Source organism: Deltaproteobacteria bacterium (genome assembly GCA_016219225.1).
GTDB lineage: Bacteria > Desulfobacterota > RBG-13-43-22 > RBG-13-43-22 > RBG-13-43-22 > RBG-13-43-22.
In genome coordinates, this window is the sequence record JACRBX010000282.1 from 1 (window position 1) to 18894 (window position 18894).

Annotated in this window: 18 protein-coding genes; 13 read left to right on the forward strand and 5 right to left on the reverse strand. The window is 51.6% G+C overall.

Annotated features, from left to right (window positions below; all coding sequences use genetic code 11):
* Positions 1-378 precede the first annotated feature (378 nt).
* Positions 379-2214: a hypothetical protein gene (locus HY879_23200; GenBank protein MBI5606252.1), complete on the reverse strand. Its 1836-nt coding sequence runs from the start codon at positions 2212-2214 to the stop codon at positions 379-381.
* A 163-nt stretch (positions 2215-2377) separates the two neighbouring features.
* Between HY879_23200 and phoU the strand changes: the two genes are divergently transcribed.
* The 10 genes from phoU (at position 2378) to HY879_23250 (ending at position 11862) form a co-directional block, all read left to right on the forward strand.
* Entirely contained in the window at positions 2378-3040 is a 663-nt protein-coding gene (phoU, locus tag HY879_23205; protein ID MBI5606253.1) for a phosphate signaling complex protein PhoU, read from the forward strand.
* A gap of 115 nt (positions 3041-3155) precedes the next feature.
* Entirely contained in the window at positions 3156-3758 is a 603-nt protein-coding gene (locus HY879_23210; GenBank protein MBI5606254.1) for a TetR/AcrR family transcriptional regulator, read from the forward strand.
* A 62-nt stretch (positions 3759-3820) separates the two neighbouring features.
* Positions 3821-4216 carry an SCP2 sterol-binding domain-containing protein gene (locus HY879_23215; GenBank protein MBI5606255.1) on the forward strand — a complete coding sequence of 132 codons (396 nt, stop codon included), beginning with the start codon at positions 3821-3823 and terminating at the stop codon, positions 4214-4216.
* Positions 4217-4272: 56 nt separating this feature from the next.
* Positions 4273-4944, forward strand: coding sequence for a hypothetical protein (locus HY879_23220; protein ID MBI5606256.1), 672 nt, complete (start codon positions 4273-4275; stop codon positions 4942-4944).
* A 17-nt stretch (positions 4945-4961) separates the two neighbouring features.
* Positions 4962-5606, forward strand: a complete 645-nt coding sequence (locus HY879_23225; protein ID MBI5606257.1) for a hypothetical protein — start codon at positions 4962-4964, stop codon at positions 5604-5606.
* Between the two features lie 111 nt (positions 5607-5717).
* Complete coding sequence (locus HY879_23230; GenBank protein MBI5606258.1) at positions 5718-7325, forward strand: AMP-binding protein; 1608 nt, start codon at positions 5718-5720, stop codon at positions 7323-7325.
* Between the two features lie 243 nt (positions 7326-7568).
* On the forward strand, positions 7569-8789 hold the full coding sequence (locus HY879_23235) for an acyl-CoA/acyl-ACP dehydrogenase (GenBank protein ID MBI5606259.1): 1221 nt from the start codon (positions 7569-7571) through the stop codon (positions 8787-8789).
* A gap of 112 nt (positions 8790-8901) precedes the next feature.
* A complete protein-coding gene (locus tag HY879_23240; GenBank protein MBI5606260.1) occupies positions 8902-10140 on the forward strand; it encodes a thiolase family protein in 1239 nt (412 codons plus the stop codon).
* Positions 10141-10261: 121 nt separating this feature from the next.
* Positions 10262-11050 carry an SDR family oxidoreductase gene (locus tag HY879_23245; protein ID MBI5606261.1) on the forward strand — a complete coding sequence of 263 codons (789 nt, stop codon included), beginning with the start codon at positions 10262-10264 and terminating at the stop codon, positions 11048-11050.
* Between the two features lie 242 nt (positions 11051-11292).
* Positions 11293-11862, forward strand: coding sequence for a DUF2889 domain-containing protein (locus HY879_23250; GenBank protein MBI5606262.1), 570 nt, complete (start codon positions 11293-11295; stop codon positions 11860-11862).
* Here the strand turns inward: HY879_23250 and HY879_23255 are convergent.
* From HY879_23255 to HY879_23270, 4 genes are all read right to left on the reverse strand, one after another.
* Positions 11859-12704: a MoxR family ATPase gene (locus HY879_23255; protein ID MBI5606263.1), complete on the reverse strand. Its 846-nt coding sequence runs from the start codon at positions 12702-12704 to the stop codon at positions 11859-11861. The genes HY879_23250 and HY879_23255 overlap by 4 nt on opposite strands.
* A 170-nt stretch (positions 12705-12874) precedes the next feature.
* A complete protein-coding gene (locus tag HY879_23260) occupies positions 12875-13282 on the reverse strand; it encodes a hypothetical protein (GenBank protein MBI5606264.1) in 408 nt (135 codons plus the stop codon).
* Entirely contained in the window at positions 13269-13658 is a 390-nt protein-coding gene (locus HY879_23265) for a nucleotidyltransferase domain-containing protein (protein ID MBI5606265.1), read from the reverse strand. Before HY879_23265 ends, HY879_23260 begins: the two co-directional genes overlap by 14 nt.
* Positions 13659-13913: 255 nt before the next feature.
* Positions 13914-15311, reverse strand: coding sequence for a pyruvate carboxylase subunit B (locus HY879_23270; GenBank protein MBI5606266.1), 1398 nt, complete (start codon positions 15309-15311; stop codon positions 13914-13916).
* A gap of 481 nt (positions 15312-15792) precedes the next feature.
* On the opposite strand from HY879_23270, the gene HY879_23275 reads away from it, so the two are divergent.
* The 3 genes from HY879_23275 to HY879_23285 are packed head-to-tail and all read left to right on the forward strand — an operon-like array spanning position 15793 to position 18837.
* Positions 15793-16689 carry a decaprenyl-phosphate phosphoribosyltransferase gene (locus tag HY879_23275; GenBank protein MBI5606267.1) on the forward strand — a complete coding sequence of 299 codons (897 nt, stop codon included), beginning with the start codon at positions 15793-15795 and terminating at the stop codon, positions 16687-16689.
* A gap of 4 nt (positions 16690-16693) precedes the next feature.
* Entirely contained in the window at positions 16694-17641 is a 948-nt protein-coding gene (locus HY879_23280; protein ID MBI5606268.1) for a flippase-like domain-containing protein, read from the forward strand.
* Positions 17638-18837, forward strand: a complete 1200-nt coding sequence (locus tag HY879_23285) for a glycosyltransferase family 9 protein (GenBank protein MBI5606269.1) — start codon at positions 17638-17640, stop codon at positions 18835-18837. Before HY879_23280 ends, HY879_23285 begins: the two co-directional genes overlap by 4 nt.
* Positions 18838-18894: the final 57 nt, after the last annotated feature.

An 18894-nucleotide genomic window follows, 5' to 3' on the forward strand; every position in this document is an offset into this window, starting at 1 on the left:
GATTATTATGAGCAAAGATATAAAAATCGCCTTTATGAAAATCTAAAACGGAGAGCCAAGCAGTTAGGCTTCGAATTATCAATTATCAAAGAGCAACAATTAGTTATGCAAACTGTATAAGGTTAAGTTATTTGGAAGTCCAAAAGCGCCGATTTACGTCATTCCCGTGAAAACGGGTCCCGCCTTTGGCGGGATTAATTAGTTACATATAGTCTGGATTCCCGTCTGCGCCCTCCGGGACGGAGTCCCCAACGGGACGGAGTCGGGAATGACGAGTTTTTACGAATCCATCAATTTTCATATTTCGTGGCGACCCTGCATTACTCTGAACTTTTCTATCTTATCAGTCTTTTTTAACAATTACTTTAGAAATTTTATTTATCGAATATAATGATGGGCTACTTTGCGGAGATCCGGGCTTTCCAGGACATGAAAAAACCGGATCTTGGTCAGGAGTACCGGCGAAAACTGCCCCAGGGGGAGATAAATGACCTTCCGCCCCTGGTTGTGGGCAAAGGTGTGGCAGAAGGATCGGGGCGGCCGGGCGGCGATATAGGCTACCAGCCGTTCTTCACTATAATCTATGCCGGCTAATAGCAGCCGCTCGGCCTTGGAACGGGCCGTATGGAAAAAGCGGTCTTTCCAGATATCAACCATCCGGTAAGGGGGATAGCTTAAGACAAAACCGCCGTATTCACAGCGGGAGATGCCCGGGCCGACGACCTCTTCCCCGGCGGGCGTGGCATAGAAAGCCATGTCCGATTCCTGATTGTGTTCCCCGAGCCAGGTCAATTTCCAGGGGAAGCGCTCGGGATTTTCCGGCGCCGGTTCATCCTCCTTAAAAATAAAAACCACCGAGCCTATTTTGCCGCGCACCTGGACCTCTTCCCGGACATAAATTTTTTGTTCGACGACCTGCCGCAGGGTTTCCCGGATATCCAGACCGTCTAACAGGGAGGTGGTAAAAGGGACCACCCGGACCTGTTCCTGGGATAGAACGCCCCGGACCTTTTTCTTGACGTAGTCCCCTAAGCCCTCCACCCGGATATCCTCCGGGGGATAGGAACAGATATAAGCCCCGGTCCACTGCTTTTTGTATGCCTCTTTTTCTGCAGGGGAAGGGCGTTTCCTTAGAGGAATCGGCACCAGGCGTCGTCGAAAGGTCCGAAAACGGCGGTAAAATCGAATCTTTCTTTGATTCAGGCGCAGGTCTTCGGCAGTTACCTCGACCTCCGGTAAATCCTGGGCGGCCTCCTGAAAAGGATACTTGGAACCAATTTCCCAAACCTCATAAGCAAAATTGTCATTGACGATTCCCCGTGAGGCCATCAAGAGCTGGTAAAAATCCGGGGTTAAACCCCCCTGAAGCAAGGCCATATTACGGGCAAATTTCCGGATCAAGGGAATTTGATTGCCCTCCACCTTTTCGCGGCTGTTTTTTAAGTGCTGTTCCTTGGCCCGGTTCAGCAGATCTTCCTGGATGACCAGACGGTTAAGCTGTAAAAAATGGGCCTCCGGGGAACCGGCCTGGGCCCGTTCTTCTTCATAGCGTCTTTGTATAAAAGGCGTTTCCGAAAGAATTTCCCGGCTGGACGATTCCTTCAGATACCCTACGATGACACCGGATCGTCGCTGCCTTCCCAGAGGCAATTCCGGCTCGGTATCCAATTGTTGATAAATTCCCGGCCAGTGGGCCAGGCCGCAAACCAGAAGGACTCGTTGATAGACCTTATTGAGCCCGAGGGCCTGATGGGCCATGGTCCGTTCCCTCAAGGAATCATCGGAAGCAGGGGATTCCTGCCCCCGTTCCTTTTGATAGGCCAGGCAATAGGCCGGATAGCCGATCCGGGTGACGGCATAGGGATCGGGCATGGGATCGGACCTCTGAGGATAACCTTCGGTGTCACGGTCGACAAAAAAAACCGGAAGATCGTTTTCCAATCCCAACCGGACGGCCTCGATGATTCCGTCAACCGGCTCGATGGGAAGATAGATATGGTTGCCTGATTTTTCCTGATAAAGGACTACGGAGAGAAAAGGGAGTCTCTTGACCGCGGCCAGGACCGGGGCCTCCAAAGTCGGGGGAAGCTCCACGGCCACAGCCTCGGGCTTAAATTCCAGGAATTGACGATGGACCTCCAGGGCAAACTCCAGGCGGTTGTGCAGGATAGGCAGGAAGCGGATATTTTGATATTGGAAGGGTCTGTTTTCCATAAAAAGGATCATATCATTATTTTGCCGATCCTTCCAAATTAAACTTGTCAGGTGGTATCAAAACTGGGATAATAGTAACAATTTAGGTGTTTGAAAATAGTATCAGCGGCTATCGGCCAGAATCTTCGTCCTAAACCCGGCAACCGGAGGTTAAAAAAATACCATGACCGTCTTTGAAGAAGAATTGAAGGACCTGAGGGTTAAAATCCTCAAAATGGGCTCCCTGGTGGAAGAGGCCATTGGTAAAGCGATACAGGCCCTGGTGGACCGGGACAGCGAACTGGCCAACAAGGTGATTGAAAGTGATGACCGGATCAACACCCTTGATGTGGAAATAGACGAAGAATGCATCCGGCTCATTGCCCTCCGGCAGCCCACGGCCGGGGATTTGCGGTTCGTCACCATGGCCATGAAGATTACCACCGATCTGGAACGGATCGGTGATTATGCCGTCGATATCTGTGAACGGGCCTTGGAGCTCAACGAGGAACCACAACTCAAGCCCTATATCGATCTTCCCCGTATGGCCGATATCGCCCAGGGCATGGTCCATGATGCCCTGCAATCCTTTCTGGATCGGGATACCGCCCTGGCCTATGGAGTGGTCAACAGGGACGATGAGGTCGATCAGCTTACTGTGCAGATCTTCAATGAACTCCTTTTTTTCATGATCAAGGACAATACGACCATCAGCCGGGCCATTAAGATTTCCTACATCTCCAAATATCTGGAACGGGTTGCCGACCACGCCACCAATATCGCCGAAATGGTGGTCTATATGACCGAGGGCCGCATGATCCGCCACACCCAACCTCCGGAAGCCTGATCCCGTCATTAGACGGTTCCCCCTTTATTTTTTTCTTGACAAGGTTTTTCCTTCATTGTAAGTAAGTACTTACTTTCAAATAGACCAACCCAAAGCAAAAAGAGGAGAGGCCGTCATGTCCAGCCCGCCCCCCAAAACCCGGATGGGTTCCTCGGAGCGCCGTCAGCATTTAATCGATGTTTCCATCGAACTGTTTGCCCGGCGGTCCTATGCCACGGTGACCACCGCCCAGATCGCCGAAAAAGCCGGGGTTTCCGAGGCCATCATCTACCGTCATTTCAAAAGCAAAAAAGCCCTTTTTCTGGCCTGCTTCCAGGAAGGGATCGCCGACTATCTGATCGGGCGATATCGAAAACTCTGGGTCACATTAAAAGACGATCCCAGGGGTTATCTGAGGGCCGTGGGGCTGGAGTATTTTCGGTTTGTCGTCGAACGCCCCATGCAAGCCCGCTTCCTGGCCCTGACGCTGACGGCCTCCTACGACGCCGATATCTCTCGGGCCCTGCACGATTTTCTGGAGATCAATGTCAAAACCGTAGCCCAGGTCTGTAAGCGGATCTTCAAAGACAGCCCACCCTCCCCCCCCATCCATCCCCGCCGGGCGGCCTGGCTGTTTGTGGGACATTATTACACCATGGTGGTCCTGAAAGAACTTTTCCCAAAAGATGCCGGAGTCAAGACCGTCAAAGAGATGATCGATTTTTCTTTGCGTCCTTAAATGGAAACGGTATCAGGTGATATGAAAAATTTTAATCTAAACCATTCTCAAAGGAGGAAATGATGGCTGTCTTTCAAAACACGGAACAGATGTATGACGTCCTGGGGACCCTGTTTAGAACCTTGGAGGCCGATCCCGGGTTCGGACCTAAATTCAAACAGGAAAACATCAATATCCACTTTATCATCAATGATCCCGAAGGCGAGATCTGGATCACCCCGAAAGAGGTCATCTGCGGTCCGGCCGATTTGACCGCCCAGGTCCAGATGACCCTCTCCGGCGACACCTGCCACCTTTTCTGGCAGAAAAAAATCAACCTGCCCATCGCCCTGGCCAAGGGAAAGATCAAGGCCAAAGGCTCCATGCCCAAGATCATGAAGCTGTTGCCCATGCTCAAACCGGCCTATGAAATGTATCCGGATTTGGCCCGGGGCAAAGGCATACCCTTAGATGTTTGAGTGAGAAAAGCTGAAAGTGGATAGGTGGAACTTGAAAAGCACAAAGGAGAAGATCTATGGAACGAGCCCTTCAGCACTATGAACAGGAGCGCCGGGCCGGGGCCTTGGAGGCCGCCCGTCTGCTCCTGGCCTCGGCTGTCACCTCCCCCAGGCTGGGCGGCGTGGGTGAGGTCGTCATCAACCTGATCCAGGACCCGGCCGAATTGGAAGACCTGGCCTTGACCATGGAGGACCTGGCCAAGGAAAATCAGGCCTGGTCCTTTTTCACCCGCGACGCCGCCATGCTGCGCAGCGCCGATGCCGTCCTGGTCATGAGTTCCATGCGCAGCCTGGATGATCCGGCCGATATTAATTGCGGCTACTGCGGCCTGGTGACCTGTGAGAATTTCCGGGCCCGGGAGAAATTGCCCAATGAACCGGGGGTGGCCTTTACCGGTCCTCTCTGTTATCTTCGGGTCTGCAATGTGGCTTACGCCTTAGGGGGAGCAGCCTCCCTGGCCGAGCAATTGGGAGTCGATTACACCATCCTGTTTTCAGCCGCCCTGGCCGCCCGCCGAAACGGCCATACTCCTCGCCGTTCTGGTTTCAGCCTGGCCATCGCCATTTCGGTAACGGAAAAAAGTCCCTTCCGGGATATGCCGAAAAAATCAGGAGAAATCAATGAACGCACTATGCAGGACCGTATCATCAACCGGCTGTGGCCCCAATTCCGGTCCATTTACAGTTAAAAAAGGAGGCGATTGTAATGTCTATTAGAGAATTCGAAGAATTGAACCCCGCCGTCCTGGACCGGGTCATTGAGCAGATGGCCGTGGTGGCTAAAACCCGATTTCATTTCGGCAAGAATCAAACCAAACTGATCATCGTCGGTGATGAGGAATTAAACGAAATGGGGGACTATTGCTGGTCCCTGGCCGACATGAGCCCGTTGGCCGCCCGGGACGGGCGGATGATCCGGGAACTGGTCAAGGAAGGTTGCCGCGTTCTGGTTATCGGAGAAAAGCGCCGCTCGGTTTTGAATTGGAATTGCGGGGCCTGCGGCTTTCGAACCTGCAAGGAACTCAACACGGCCGAAACCCAGGAAACCTTGATCGGTCGGGGGCCCTGTTGCGTTTTTAAACTGATGGATATGAATCTGGCCGCCAATGCCGCTGCCGCGGTCGCCCATCGCCAGGGGATGCATTGCCGGGTTTTTACCACCCTGGGCATGTCGGCCTTGAGTCTGGAAATTATCAAGGACGTCGATATTTCGGTGGCCGTCTTGATCTCGGCAGCCGGGAAGAATCCCTTCTTTGATCGTCATCAGTACTGGACCGATGAACATTGGGATGAGACCTTTAAAAAGGAATTCCCCACCTACGAGCGGGGCTTCATCGGGGCATTTGAATAAAAAGGCAGCGATCAGCGATCAGTATTCAGCGGTCGGTAAAAACAATATTCATGCTTCCAGGAAACCTCAAAATCCTGAATTTGTCTCATTGATTAGAGAGAGGAAAGACTTATGTCCAAAGCCCATCTGAATCCGGTCATCCCCGGACACTTATTGGAAATCAAGGCCGAAGATAATCCGGATAAGGAGGTCTTCATTTTTGAAAAAGGGGACCGTGGGGAGGATCGCCTGACGTATAAAGATCTTTATGTAAAATCCAATCGTTTTGCCGCCTATCTAAAATCCCTGGGAATCGGGAAAGGGGATACCTATGCCATCTTCTCCCGCAACCATCCGGAGTTTGTCTATAGTATGCTCGGCGGCACCTATTCAGGGGCTATTGCCGTTCCGATTGATCCCCGCTCCAAAGGAGACAAACTGGTCCATTTCCTTAAAGACAGCCGGACCAAGTTGGTCATTACGACCGGGGATCTCCTGCCGGTCCTGGAAGAAATCAGAAATCAGGTGCCCGAAGTGCGGGAAGTGGCCGTGGCCTGGCGGGAGGAGTTAGGGATCAGCCCTTTCGGGAATTACACCTCTTTAAGCCAAATCCTGGACCAGGCCTCACCCATTGTGGAAAATGAAATCTTTGATGTCAAACACCCCATGGAGATCATTTATACCAGCGGCACTACCGGCACCCCCAAGGGGGTGATCATCAAGATGAACCGCACCGGTGCCATCCTGATCATGACCCGTCTCGTCTGGAAATATACCCCCAGGGATATCCTTTATACCGGGCTCTCCCTGACCCATGGGAATGCCCAGGCCGTGACCATGATTCCGGCCCTGGCCCTGGGGATCAAGGCCGTGATCAGCCCGCGCTTTACCAAAAGCCGGATCTGGGCCATCTGCCGCAAATACGGCTGTACCACCTTTTCCTTATTGGGGGGCATGATGTCCGCCATTTACAACGAGCCGTCCAAGCCTGACGATGCCGACAATCCGGTTAAGATGGTTGTTTCCGCCGGCACACCCCGGGCCATCTGGGAGGCCTTTGAGAGACGGTTCGACCTCAAGATCCTGGAGTGGTACGGGGCGGTTGAAGGCGGATTTGCCTACAAACCGATTGATCAAGGCCCCATCGGTTCCTTTGGTAAAACCCTGCCGGGGGTTATGGAACTGAAGGTAGTCGATGAACAGGGCGGTGAACTCGGCCCGAACCAGGTCGGAGAGCTCCTGGTCCGCATGATAAAAGGAAAAACCGAGGTCAATTATCTGGGTCTTAAAGAAGAGTCGGAGGAAAAGACCAGGGGCGGCTGGCTCCATACCGGGGATATGGTCCACAAAGATGAAAAAGGCTGGTATTTTTTCGATTATCGAAAAGGTACGGCCCTGCGCCGGGCCGGCGACTTTATCCAGCCCGACCTGGTGGAAAAGGTCATCGGCGAACATCCGGATGTTTCCGAGGTTTGTGTCTACGGGATTCCGGCCGCCTCCGGGTCCCCGGGAGAATCGGACCTGGTGGCGGCCGTAAGCCCTTTTGAGGGACGAACCATAGATCCGACTGATATCTTTAAGGCCTGTTTTAAAGGTCTGGAGGCCAATGCCGTGCCTTCTTATCTGCAGGTGGTCGCGGATATTCCTAAAACCATATCCGAAAAGGCCATGGACCGGATTCTAAGGGAGGAATTCGATCCCCAAGCCCCGAACGTTTATCGGGTCGAGGATTATAAATAATAGAGGGGGCTATAGGCAATGGGCCAGAGGCAATAGGTAAAACGATTTTAAGGTTTTTCTTTGCCCATAGCACATAGCCTATTGCCCATAGCCATTTTGCGGGAAACTCTATTATCGAACTAAACCCTCATGCCCCAGGGGGCACCAAGAAACATGAAAATGCGGATGATTTTTGCTAACTTCTCATACTTGAAACTTGGGACTTGAAACTTGAAACTTTTTTTCTGTTAAAGGAGAGAACTCATGAGCTACCTGGATTTAAATATAAATTTGACTGATGAGCAGATGGCCTTGAAAGAAAACATTCACCGTTTTGCCAAGGAGGTCCTACGTCCGGCCAGCATCGAATTGGATGCCTTGGCCACGCCCGATGAAGTCCTTAAATCCGAGACCTTTAGGCGGGTCTTTCGCCAGGCCTACGAATTGGGCTATCACACCGTATTAGTGACCGACGGTTATGGGGGCCTCGGACTGGAACCTCTGGAAGTACACATCGCCCTGGAAGAGATGGGCTGGGGTTCGGCCGGCTGGACCGTCGGTATCGGCGTGTCCTGTTTTCCGGCCTTCATGGGCGGTGTGCTGCCCGAACCCCGGGTCATCGATGAAATCATCGTCCCTTTTTGTGAATGTAAGGACGCCTCGATCATCGGCTGCTGGGGGATCACCGAGCCGGACCACGGATCGGATATGCTGATGGGCGGCACGAGCTATTTCAATGATCCGGCCTGCTCCGGCCGGGTCCGGGCCAGAAGGGATGGGGATGAATGGGTGATCAGCGGTCAGAAGGCGGCCTGGGTCTCCAATGGGACCATTGCCACCCACGCCCTGGTTTATCTGAATATCGAACCGGATAAAGGGCCGGCCGGAGGGGGTATTGCCATCGTGCCCTTGAATTCCCCTGGGGTCAGTAAGGGCAAACCCTTAAATAAAATGGGCCAGCGGGACCTCAACCAGGGAGAGATCTTCTTCGAGGAAGTCCGTATTCCGGCGGAGTTTATGCTCTCCGATCCGGAAAGCTACCCGGCCATGCTGGACATCACCATGGCTACGGCCAATGCCGCCATGGGGGCTATTTTTACCGGTGTGGCCCGTTCGGCCTATGAACTGGCCCTGGATTACGCCAAAGAGCGCATCCAGGGTGGCCGGCCGATCTTTCAACATCAGGCGGTTCAACAGAAACTATTCCATATGTTCACCAAGGTGGAATCGGCCCGTCAGTTAAGCCGGGCGGCTTTGATCTATAATTACAATACGACCCCTCCGGCCACCCAGTATTCCATAGCCTCCAAGGTCTACTGCACCAATGCGGCCTTTGAAGTGGCCTCCGAGGCCATACAGCTCTTTGGAGGAAACGGCCTGAGCAAGGAATACCCGATAGAAAAAATCTTCCGCGATGCCCGGGCGGCCATGATCGAAGACGGCTCCAATGATATTTTGGCCATTACGGCCGGGGCGATGCTTTAAAAAAAGGGTGCAAGGCATAAGGCTCAAGGCTCAAGGTTTAAAGTCAAGTAATGTGGTTTTTCCTTGAGCCTTGTGCCCTGTGCCTTGTGCCTTTATATTCAAGGAGTTTTTTATGAATAATGTTTATATCATCGGTGTGGGGATGATCCGCTTCGGGAAATATCCCGATGAAACGGTCCGCACCATGGCCGAGAAGGCCGTCAACCTGGCCCTGGAAGACGCCGGCCTTCAAAAAAAGGATTTGCAATCGGCTTATTTTTCAAACACCTTCTGGGGCATGTTTGACAACCAGCACTCCATCCGGGGTCAAGTGGTCTTAAGGGGCATGGGGATTGACAAGATCCCGGTGGTCAATGTGGAAAACGCCTGTGCCGGGGCCTCAACGGCCCTGCACCTGGCTTATACGGGCATCAAGGCCGGGATGTTCGATGTGGCTCTGGCCGTAGGTTCGGAAAAGATTACCAGCCCGGACAAGGCCAAATCCTTGAGCGCCTATGCCTACTGCATGGATGTGGAAAACCTGGCCCGGCACATCGGCATGATCATGCAGGTAGGCCATTCTTTTAAGCTCGATCTGCCCGAGGGGGAGGCCGCTCCCGGGGAAGGCAAAAGCATCTTCATGGATGCCTATGCCATGGGGGCCCGCTGGCACATGGCCCGCTTTGGTTCCACTCAGAAACAACTGGCCGCCATTTGTTCCAAAAACCATTTTCATGGTTCCCTCAATCCCATGGCCCAATATCAAATCCCGATGACGGTGAAAGAGATATTGGCCGATAAGTCCATCGCCTACCCCCTGACCCGGGCTATGTGCGCCCCGGTCGGCGATGGGGCAGCCGCGGCCATTGTCTGCTCGGAGAATTTTTTAAAAAAACTCTCCGTCCCGTGGGCCATAAAAATCAGGGCCTCGGTCTTGGGGCAGGGTTCGGACCGCGATTTGGACGGCACGGACATCGGAGAAAGGCTTTCCAAGGAGGCCTATGCGGCGGCCGGAGTCGGTCCGGAAGCTATCGATCTGGCGGAAGTGCATGACGCTACGGCTTATGGCGAACTGCATCAGACCGAGGTGATGGGTTTTTGCCCGGCCGGGCAGGGAGGACCCTTTGCCGAATCCGGGGACACCACCCTGGGAGGATCGAAACCGATCAACACCAGTGGCGGTTTGGAATGCCGGGGACACCCCATCGGTGCTTCGGGCCTGGCCCAAATCTACGAACTGGTCGAGCAGCTCCGGGGCCGGGCCGGAAAACGCCAGGTAGACAAAGCGCGTATTGCCTTAGCGGAAAACGGCGGCGGCAACATCGGAGTGGAAGAGGCGGCGATGTGCATCCATATATTGGAAAAGGTGTAAGCCGATAAACATTGGAGTTCGGAGTTCGGAGTTCGGAGAAAAAATCACTTCTTAGCGGGGCTGTCAAGATTATCAAAGATTTCCATTCATTCGATGGGATTGTGTGGAGGTAAAAACAACTATGGATAATCGAAAAACGATCTTTATCACCGGGGCCGCCTCGGGTATCGGAAAAGCGACGGCCCTGTTTTTCGCCCGGAAAGGCTGGTTTGTGGGGATCTTTGACCGGGACCAGGAGCGGTTGTTATCCTTGCAAGCGGACATCGGTATCGACCATTGTCTTCTCAAGGTCATGGATGTGACGGATCCGAAAAGCGTGGAAAATACTATGGAGGCCTTTGCCGGGGCGACCAATGGGCGGATGGACGTTTTGTTTAATAATGCCGGGGTCCTGCAGATGGGGCCGAATGAAAATATTCCGTTGAAGGCCCAGCAAGAGATCGTGGACGTCAATCTCAAAGGGGTCCTGAACTGCACCCATTATGCCCTGCCCTGTTTAAAAAACACGGCCGGCTCCCGGATCATCAATATGTCTTCGGCCTCGGCCTTTTACGGCATCCCGGAGCTGGCCGTCTATTCGGCCACCAAACATGCCTTGAGTGCTTTAACCGAGGCCCTGGACCTTGAACTGGAGCCTTACGGTCTATCAGTCTGCGATATCCAGGCCCCTTATGTCCAAACCCCCATGATCCTTAAGGCGGAGAAGAAAGCCTTCAGCGTCAACAAGATGGGCATAAAATTATCTCCGGATCAAATCGCCGCCGCCGTCTGGAAAGCGGCCCACCGGAAAAAACTGCATTGGAAATTAGGCGGTCCGGCCATTTATTTTTTACTTTTTTTATTTTGGGCCTTTCCTTTTTCCAAGCGGAGTCTGGTCAAATCCCTGGCCCTTTCCCCGGCTAAACCGTAATCCCAGAAGGAAGCTCATGAAAATCCTGATTACCGAAGCAAATGGGTATAAACTGAAAAGGGAAACGGGCTTTGTTTTCAAATACGACAGTCGGATAGCCTTTATGGATTTTGTCAAGGCGGTAAAAAAGAGAAAATAGTTGGATCGGGGATCGGAATTTTTAGGGTTGCGCATTTCAGGCATATTCAGTATAAAAATCTTCGCCTCATTCATTTCCAAAATAATACACGGAAAGAACCGACATGCGCACCTTGAAAGAACTGATCAAAGAAGCCCCGGTCCATGAACGAAAGCTCACGATCCATACCTGTCCTCTGGAAGATGGCCGGGTGATTGTAGAAGGCTGGCTCCGGGATGAACGGCTGGTATTCGGTTACCACCGCGATGGCAGTCCCCGGCCGGCGGGGGTGGTCCATTGGATGGGCGTTCGTTTGCTGATCGGTGACCGACCGTTGACCATTCTCGAGGCCGAAGCGGAGATGCCCACCACTCCCCATGAGTTATGCCCGACCGTGGCCGAGACGGTCAAGAAGATAGTCGGTTTGCCCATTGTCTCGGGATTCAGCGATCAGGTCCGCAAAAAGCTGGGCGGGGTGGAGGGGTGCAGCCACATGATGCACCTGGTCCTGGCCATGGGACCGGCGGCCTTGCACGGCTATTGGGCCGCCCAAAGCCGGGAGCCCTATCCGGTCCCCCGTTCCTTTGAAGAGATCCCCGGGCTCCCTTATCTGATCAATAGTTGTCAATTATGGAAAAAAGACGGCCCCTTGATTCAGGAGATCCGGGAAAAATTCCGCAAACTGAAGGTTTAATAAGGAAAATAAACCAGGGCCTTTTCTCCCAGGATCATTTCAACGGACAGGCGCAGGGAAACGAGTTTTTGTTCATCTGAGGGGGAGTATCTGAGGGCCTTTTTACCTGCCAAAAGCTTCAAAGCATAGCGGCTGATGTTGATCCCGTCACGGACGGTATAGCGTTCGTGGGCTTGATGGGCCGTTTGTAAAAATTGGACCACATATTTGAGAATATCTTCCGATGCAAAGGGGAGGTTTCGTTTCAGGATCAGGTGTTCTTCTTCCGGTTCAGGGAAATCAATAAAAATCTGGGGCTGGAGCCGGGAATGGATATACTCCGGCAGTTCAAAGGTGCTGGCATCATCGTTCATGGTGGCACAGAAACGGAATTCCGGATGGGCCGGGATCTTGATGCCGGTCACTACCGACTCCACGTAACGGCGGTTGTCGAGTAAAGGGGCCAGAGAGGCCCAGCTCTTTTCGCTCATCCGGTTGCCTTCATCGAGGATCAGGACCCCGCCGCGGATCATGGCGGTCACCAGGGAGCTGGCCATATAATGGATCTTCCCCTGGTCGGCAATCACCGGGGTGACAATCAGGTCTTCCGGCCGGGTATCCATGGTGGCCTGATAGAAATAGACCTCCCGCCCCAACCTCCGGGCCGCCGCATAGGCCAGAGTGGTTTTGCCGACTCCGGGTTTCCCGATCAAGCGGGGGTTCAAGGGCAGGTCTTTTTCTTCTACCACCAGCCAGGCCGCCAGGACCTGGTCGATCAGGTCCCGCTGACCCACCCAATCCAGGGGCAGGTCGTCCGGGTGACTCATATAAAGGGTGACCCCATCAATCATTACGGTTTCCATAAAAAGCAGGCTACCATAGTTTCCGGTTTCTTTCAACCAGAAGATGGAAAGGGGGACGGGGAAGTTCCTCGCTGGCTCGTGCCGGTTACGGCCAACTAGCCCTACGTCGTGGTGTTTCAATCCTCAGCGGACTTTGGGGTCCGAGTCTTTCGAAGATTTCCATGGTGATTTTAGTCCTCTTGATAAAACAAATTTTTGGCTTTATCGACGAATTTCTTTATCTCAAGCACTTTGTTTTTAACCGTAACAATATTTTGCCAGTTCACCTTTAAATATTGGTGGACCATCTCGTTCCGATGTTTTACGAGGGGTGCCACCTTCAAAACAGTCTCTCCCAAAAATTCGTAACAAGCCAGTATGGTGTCCTTATAGGTATCCGGTATCGTCCGTTTATTTTTTCTTAAACATTCTTCGGCAATATCCACCAGGCAGAGGATCAAATCATTAATGGTCTTATCGAGGATACTCCTTATGTCTCTATCGGCAAAGTATAAGTCTTTATCCACTTTCCCCAATTTTGAAAGAAAATACGGGATGGTATCCTCAATAAAACCCAAAAGCCTTTCAATTCGGTCCAATGGAAATCTCCCTTCTATTTCTTATCCCCTCACATTCATGGAGGATCTTATGGTTGAGTGCATAAAGGGTCTCCATATCCGGTTCTACCAGGTGTTCCCCTTTTAGGGCTTCCTGAACCACAAAAGGGGATTCATCTTCCTCATCCAGCCGCAGGATAGAAATTTCTGCTTCCATGGACATCAAAATTTTATCCACAATTTCTATCTGTTGGCTTTCATCCTGCGGAGTCAGGTAAATCGCAAGGTCAATATCCGAACGGGCGTGGCTGTCCCCTCGATGATAGGAGCCATAAAGGAGCGCTATCAGGATTTTTCCCTCCCTCCGCAAATCTTGCAGAACATTCTTGAGCAGATCCAGTGATTCCTTATTCTTCATAATCTCACTTCCTTACGATATCCCTTTATAGGTAAATAGAGGTTAATGAGATTTGGAGTATTCTGACAAGATTATTACCAGATCAGCCGTAAAAAATCAATAATCCTTTAAAATCCGGTCTCCTTCGGCAGAACTACTTTTTAGGAATCAGGGAAGCATAATGTAATAGCAGGGCCTCTCAGTCGAGCAGGTTTCCCGGCTCGCCTGAGAGGCGGCGTTGGGTTAACGATGACAGGCAAAAACCTATTGGGGGTTTTATTCTACCCCGTATTTCGATTTTAAAAATTGTTCGCCCGTAGTAGGATAAAGGGCATAGATCAGGAGATCAAAATCATCTTTGGCCAAGGTCCCTATTTTCTGTCTGGCCTCTTCCAGTTCCGGATCCAGATAATCGGCGGCCCGGCCGGTGACCGGGGTCTGTCCTCGTTTATAGTTCTTAAGGACTATTTTCTGGATCTCGGGATCGATGGGGGTCGGGGTTTTTCCATAAAGTCCATAGACCATGTCTTTGACCTGATTGGTAATCATTTTATATTTGCCGAAAAGGACATTCATGACCGCCTGGACGCCGACGATCTGGGAGGTCGGGGTGACCAGGGGCGGTGTGCCCAATTCCTTGCGGGTGATAGGGATCTCGGCATAGACTTCATTCAGGCGGTGCAGGGCCTTGGCCTCTTTGAGCTGGCTGACCAGATTGGAGATCATCCCGCCCGGTACCTGATGGACCAAGACGGCCGTATCGATAACGGACATCCGGTTGGTGGCCAGGAAATTGGCATACTTGGGGGCGATCGTTTCCAGATACTCCCCCATTTCCAGGAGGGCATTCAGGCTCAGGCCCGGATCACGGGAAGTCCCCCGTAAGGCGGCCACAATGGGTTCGATGGCCGGCATGGAAGTCCGCAGGGCAAAGGGGGCCAGGCAGGTGTCGATAATATCCACCCCGGCTTCAATGGCCTTCAAGTAGGTCATGGAGGCCATACCGCTGGTATAATGGGTATGGAGATGGATCGGGATTTTGATATTTTTCTTCAGTTCCTGGATCAACCAAGCCATGTCATAAGGGGCCATGATCCCGGCCATGTCTTTAATACACAGGGTATCGGCCCCCATGTTTTCCAACTCTTTGGCCTTAGTGATATAATATTCCATATTAAAAACCGGGCCCCCCAGGGACCTTTCGGTTAAGGAATAACAAATAGCAGCCTGAAAATGTTTTCCATTCGCCTTAATCCTTTCCACGCAGGTTTCAAAATTGCGGAAGTCGTTTAAGGCATCAAAGACCCGGAAGACGTCCATTCCGGCTTCACAGGACTTGTCCACAAAAAGCCGGCAGACATCATCGGCATAATTGCGGTAGCCCACCAGGTTCTGGCCCCGCAGGAGCATGGTTAAGGGGGTCTTTTTGATATATTTCTTTAGTGTCTTCAGCCTTTCAAAGGGGTCCTCCCCCAGGAAACGGTGCGTGGTATCAAAAGTTGCTCCGCCCCAGACCTCCATGGCCCAGAAGCCCATTTCGTCCATCTTCTCGGCAATGGGCAGCATATCTTCGGTCCGCATCCGGGTGGCCAGTAAGGATTGATGGCCGTCTCGAAAGGTATTGTCCTGAACCTTAATGGGATTTTTAGGACCATCCAAAATAACATCCTTCATAGATATCCTCCTTGATTATAATGACGATAGAATGGGATCTTTATTAATGCGTTTCAGGCACGAGAGTATCCCTCAAAATGGCTTCCCTCCGGTAAAGAGAATCGGCCGGTTTAAGGGGGCCGGTGAAGACACCATTATTAAAATCCAACGGTGGATCATATAACGAATAATAAAAAAGTCAAAGGGAAAACCACTCCCGCACCCTATCCCTTTTCACAACTGTACCGAAAAGACTATCCAAAGCTATTTGAAATTTATCTGTTACTTGTTTCTTGTTTCTCGATACTCATTTTAACGGGCAACCAGCAACGAGTAACAAACTCCTGTAACCCGTAACAGGAGTTTCTTTTTGTTTGCCAATTTTTTTCGTTAGGGTTATATTCGAATTTTCTTACAATTTCTTTTGGTTAACTTAATAAAAAGTCAGAGGACCTTTTGATGAAGGTCCGGGGAGGGAAAACCAAAATGGGGCGGGTAATAGATGCCAAAAAATGAAACCCTATTTACAGTTCTTAAAGGACTTTTCCTTTCCCTGCGCCCCAAACAGTGGATCAAGAACGGGGCCTTGTTCGCCCCCTTACTCTTTTCCCAAAACCTGTTCAATCGGCCATTATTGATTAAAACCCTGGAGGCCTTCGTCCTTTTTTGTCTGCTGGCCGGTTCGGTCTATATCATCAATGACCTGAAGGATCTTAAAGAAGACCGCCTCCATCCGACGAAACGGAACCGCCCGCTGGCTTCCGGCAAGGTCCGGCCGGCCTGGGCACTGATATTCGCCGTCGTGATCATGGCGGTCAGCTTCATAGGGGGCTGGGCCATCTCCCTTCCGTTCCTGGAAATTCTGGGGGCCTATCTCCTGCTCCAAGTCATCTATACTTTTTCCCTTAAGAATCAGGTCATCCTGGATATCTTTTCCATTGCCGCCGGATTTGTATTGCGGGTGGTGGCCGGCGGTCTGGCCATCGGGGTTCAATTATCCCCCTGGCTTTTTATCTGTACCACCCTCCTTTCCTTGTTTCTGGCCATGGCCAAAAGGCGACATGAGCTGGTCTTGCTCAAGGAAGATGCCACCGAACACCGGCAAATCTTGAAAGAATACTCCCCCTATCTTCTGGATCAGATGATGGGGGTGGTAACGGCAACAACGGTCATGAGTTATGCCCTTTACACCATCTCAGAAGAAACAATCGCCAAGTTCCACACCGCTAACCTGATTTTTACCTTGCCTTTTGTGCTCTATGGGATTTTCCGCTATCTTTATCTGGTCCATCAAAAAGTCGAGGGCGGCCGTCCCGAGGAGATCCTTTTGACCGATCGCCCGCTTCTTTTAACCATCCTGGGTTGGACTATTACCGTCTTGGTTGTACTCTATCATTGAAAAAATGGCCGATCCCCAATTTTCAATCCTCTCTAAACGCTTTTTCCTTTTTTTGGGTCTGGGCGTTGGGGTATTCTTAGGTCTTTCCTTTTATGGAAACTGGGGGGCGGTCAGCGGGGCCTTCAAACAATTTTCCTATTGGACCCTGCCCCTGATTTTGGCCCTGGCCTTTATGAATTATTTAAGCCGCTTCTGGCGCTGGGAGTTGTACCTGAAACAGGTGAAAATCCCGTTGCCCCGTAAAGAAAGCTTCTATATCTTTATGAGCGGGTTGGTCATGACGGTAACCCCCGGGAAAATGGGTGAACTATTGAAGTCCTATCTTCTTAAGGAAAGCCGGCAGGTGCCCCTGTCCCTTTCCGGTCCTGTTGTCCTGGCCGAACGGTTTACCGATCTATTGGCCGTCTATCTCCTGACCCTCTTGGGCTGTATCTCCTTTGCCTATGGAGCCAGGATTTTAATCCTGGGGTTGGTGGTCCTTTTAGTGGGTTTGCTTCCTTTTATATTTCCCAAATTATTCCAGGGCTTGCTCGGATTAGCAAAAAGGTTCTCCTGGGGGCAACGATTCGAACGCCCCTTATCGGAAGCCTTTTATACCCTCCATGACCTCATGGGTCTTCGCCTCCTCATATTGGCCTCTATACTGGGAATGGGGGCCTGGTTTTTTGAATGCCTGGCCTTTCAGATGGTCTTTAAAGGCCTGGGGGTGGAGGTGCCATTGGTCAAGGCGGTTTTCATTTATGCCTTTTCGACCCTGGCCGGGGCCTTGAGCATGCTGCCGGGCGGGATCGGGGCGGCCGAAGGCAGTATGACCAGTCTCCTGGTCCTGATTCAGTTGCCGAAGGCCCTGGCCACCACAGCCACCATTATTATCCGGGTCTGCACCATCTGGTTTGCCGTCTTATTGGGGTATGGTTTTCTTAAATTGTATCAAAAGCAGAAAAGACTATGAACATTGACCTGGTTAGAAAAATCGATTTCTGGGCCGGTATCCCGGCCTGCTGGTTTTTGACCCTGGCGGGTTTCATTTTAAGACCCTTTAAAAAACAACTTGTGGGCTCCCCGCGAAAATTCCTTTTTATGGAGCTTTCGGAGATGGGAAGCGCCATCCTGGCCTATCCGACCATGAAAGCCCTTAAGAGGCAATATCCCTCAGCCGAACTGTTTTTCCTGATCTTCGAAAAAAACCGGGCCAGCGTGGACATCCTGAACATCATTCCCGGGGAAAATGTCCTGGTTATTCGGGAAAAATCCCTGTCTTCTTTTCTGACCGATGTCTTTAAGGTCATTATCCGGATGCGTAGAGAGAAGATCGATTGTGTTTTTGATCTGGAGTTGTTTACCCGGGTAACGGCCATATTAACTTTTTTAAGCCGGGCTCCCATCAGGATGGGTTTCCATAAATTTCGCATGGAAGGTCTTTATCGGGGCAATCTCCATACCCATAAAATCCAGTATAATTATCAGCAGCATATCAGCAAATCCTTTATGTCCTTTCTCCAGGTCTTGAAATACCCCGCCAAAGACTGGCCGGCCATGGATGATGCCATCCCGGATCAGGCCATTGAAAGGGCGGTTTATCAGGTCACGGAAAAAGGCCGGGACGGCTTGAGGACAAAATTAAAAGGCCTTTTCCCCGGGCTCAACGAAGGACACAAACTGGTTATTTTCAATCCCAGCGCCGGTGAAATACCCATACGAGCCTGGCCGGTGGAAAAATACATCGAATTAGGGAAACGGATTTTGGCCGATCCCCGGAATGTGATCATTTTGATGGGGGCCGGAGCGGACGTAGAGACGACTGAGCAGGTTCATCAGGCATTGAACCAGGAGCGTTGTATCCAGTTCACCGGCCGGACCACCTTCCCGGAATTGATGGATCTGTTCAGCATTTCCGATATATTGATCACCAATGACAGCGGCCCGGCCCATTTTGCCTCTATGACGCCCATCCGGAACTTTATCTTTTTCGGGCCCGAGACCCCAAGACTGTATGGCCCCTTAGGGGAAAATAGCCGGGTCCTTTATTCCGATTTTCCCTGTTCCCCCTGCCTGACGGCTTACAACCATCGGAATACGCCCTGCCGGGATAATAAATGTTTGCAGGTTATCACGGTGGATGAGGTCTATCGTTTAGTTCAAAAATAACGTTCAGGGTTCGGGGGCCGGGGTTTGGGTTTGGCAAAAGTCCGTCGTTCGTTGAAA

Excerpts from the sequence above, each read along its gene's own strand:
- HY879_23200 (MBI5606252.1), bottom strand. The coding sequence starts at position 2,214 with ATGGAAAACAGACCCTTCCAATATCAAAATATCCGCTTCCTGCCTATC.
- phoU (MBI5606253.1), top strand. The coding sequence starts at position 2,378 with ATGACCGTCTTTGAAGAAGAATTGAAGGACCTGAGGGTTAAAATCCTC.
- HY879_23210 (MBI5606254.1), top strand. The coding sequence starts at position 3,156 with ATGTCCAGCCCGCCCCCCAAAACCCGGATGGGTTCCTCGGAGCGCCGT.
- HY879_23215 (MBI5606255.1), top strand. The coding sequence starts at position 3,821 with ATGGCTGTCTTTCAAAACACGGAACAGATGTATGACGTCCTGGGGACC.
- HY879_23220 (MBI5606256.1), top strand. The coding sequence starts at position 4,273 with ATGGAACGAGCCCTTCAGCACTATGAACAGGAGCGCCGGGCCGGGGCC.
- HY879_23225 (MBI5606257.1), top strand. The coding sequence starts at position 4,962 with ATGTCTATTAGAGAATTCGAAGAATTGAACCCCGCCGTCCTGGACCGG.
- HY879_23230 (MBI5606258.1), top strand. The coding sequence starts at position 5,718 with ATGTCCAAAGCCCATCTGAATCCGGTCATCCCCGGACACTTATTGGAA.
- HY879_23235 (MBI5606259.1), top strand. The coding sequence starts at position 7,569 with ATGAGCTACCTGGATTTAAATATAAATTTGACTGATGAGCAGATGGCC.
- HY879_23240 (MBI5606260.1), top strand. The coding sequence starts at position 8,902 with ATGAATAATGTTTATATCATCGGTGTGGGGATGATCCGCTTCGGGAAA.
- HY879_23245 (MBI5606261.1), top strand. The coding sequence starts at position 10,262 with ATGGATAATCGAAAAACGATCTTTATCACCGGGGCCGCCTCGGGTATC.
- HY879_23250 (MBI5606262.1), top strand. The coding sequence starts at position 11,293 with ATGCGCACCTTGAAAGAACTGATCAAAGAAGCCCCGGTCCATGAACGA.
- HY879_23255 (MBI5606263.1), bottom strand. The coding sequence starts at position 12,704 with ATGGAAACCGTAATGATTGATGGGGTCACCCTTTATATGAGTCACCCG.
- HY879_23265 (MBI5606265.1), bottom strand. The coding sequence starts at position 13,658 with ATGAAGAATAAGGAATCACTGGATCTGCTCAAGAATGTTCTGCAAGAT.
- HY879_23270 (MBI5606266.1), bottom strand. The coding sequence starts at position 15,311 with ATGAAGGATGTTATTTTGGATGGTCCTAAAAATCCCATTAAGGTTCAG.
- HY879_23275 (MBI5606267.1), top strand. The coding sequence starts at position 15,793 with ATGCCAAAAAATGAAACCCTATTTACAGTTCTTAAAGGACTTTTCCTT.
- HY879_23280 (MBI5606268.1), top strand. The coding sequence starts at position 16,694 with ATGGCCGATCCCCAATTTTCAATCCTCTCTAAACGCTTTTTCCTTTTT.
- HY879_23285 (MBI5606269.1), top strand. The coding sequence starts at position 17,638 with ATGAACATTGACCTGGTTAGAAAAATCGATTTCTGGGCCGGTATCCCG.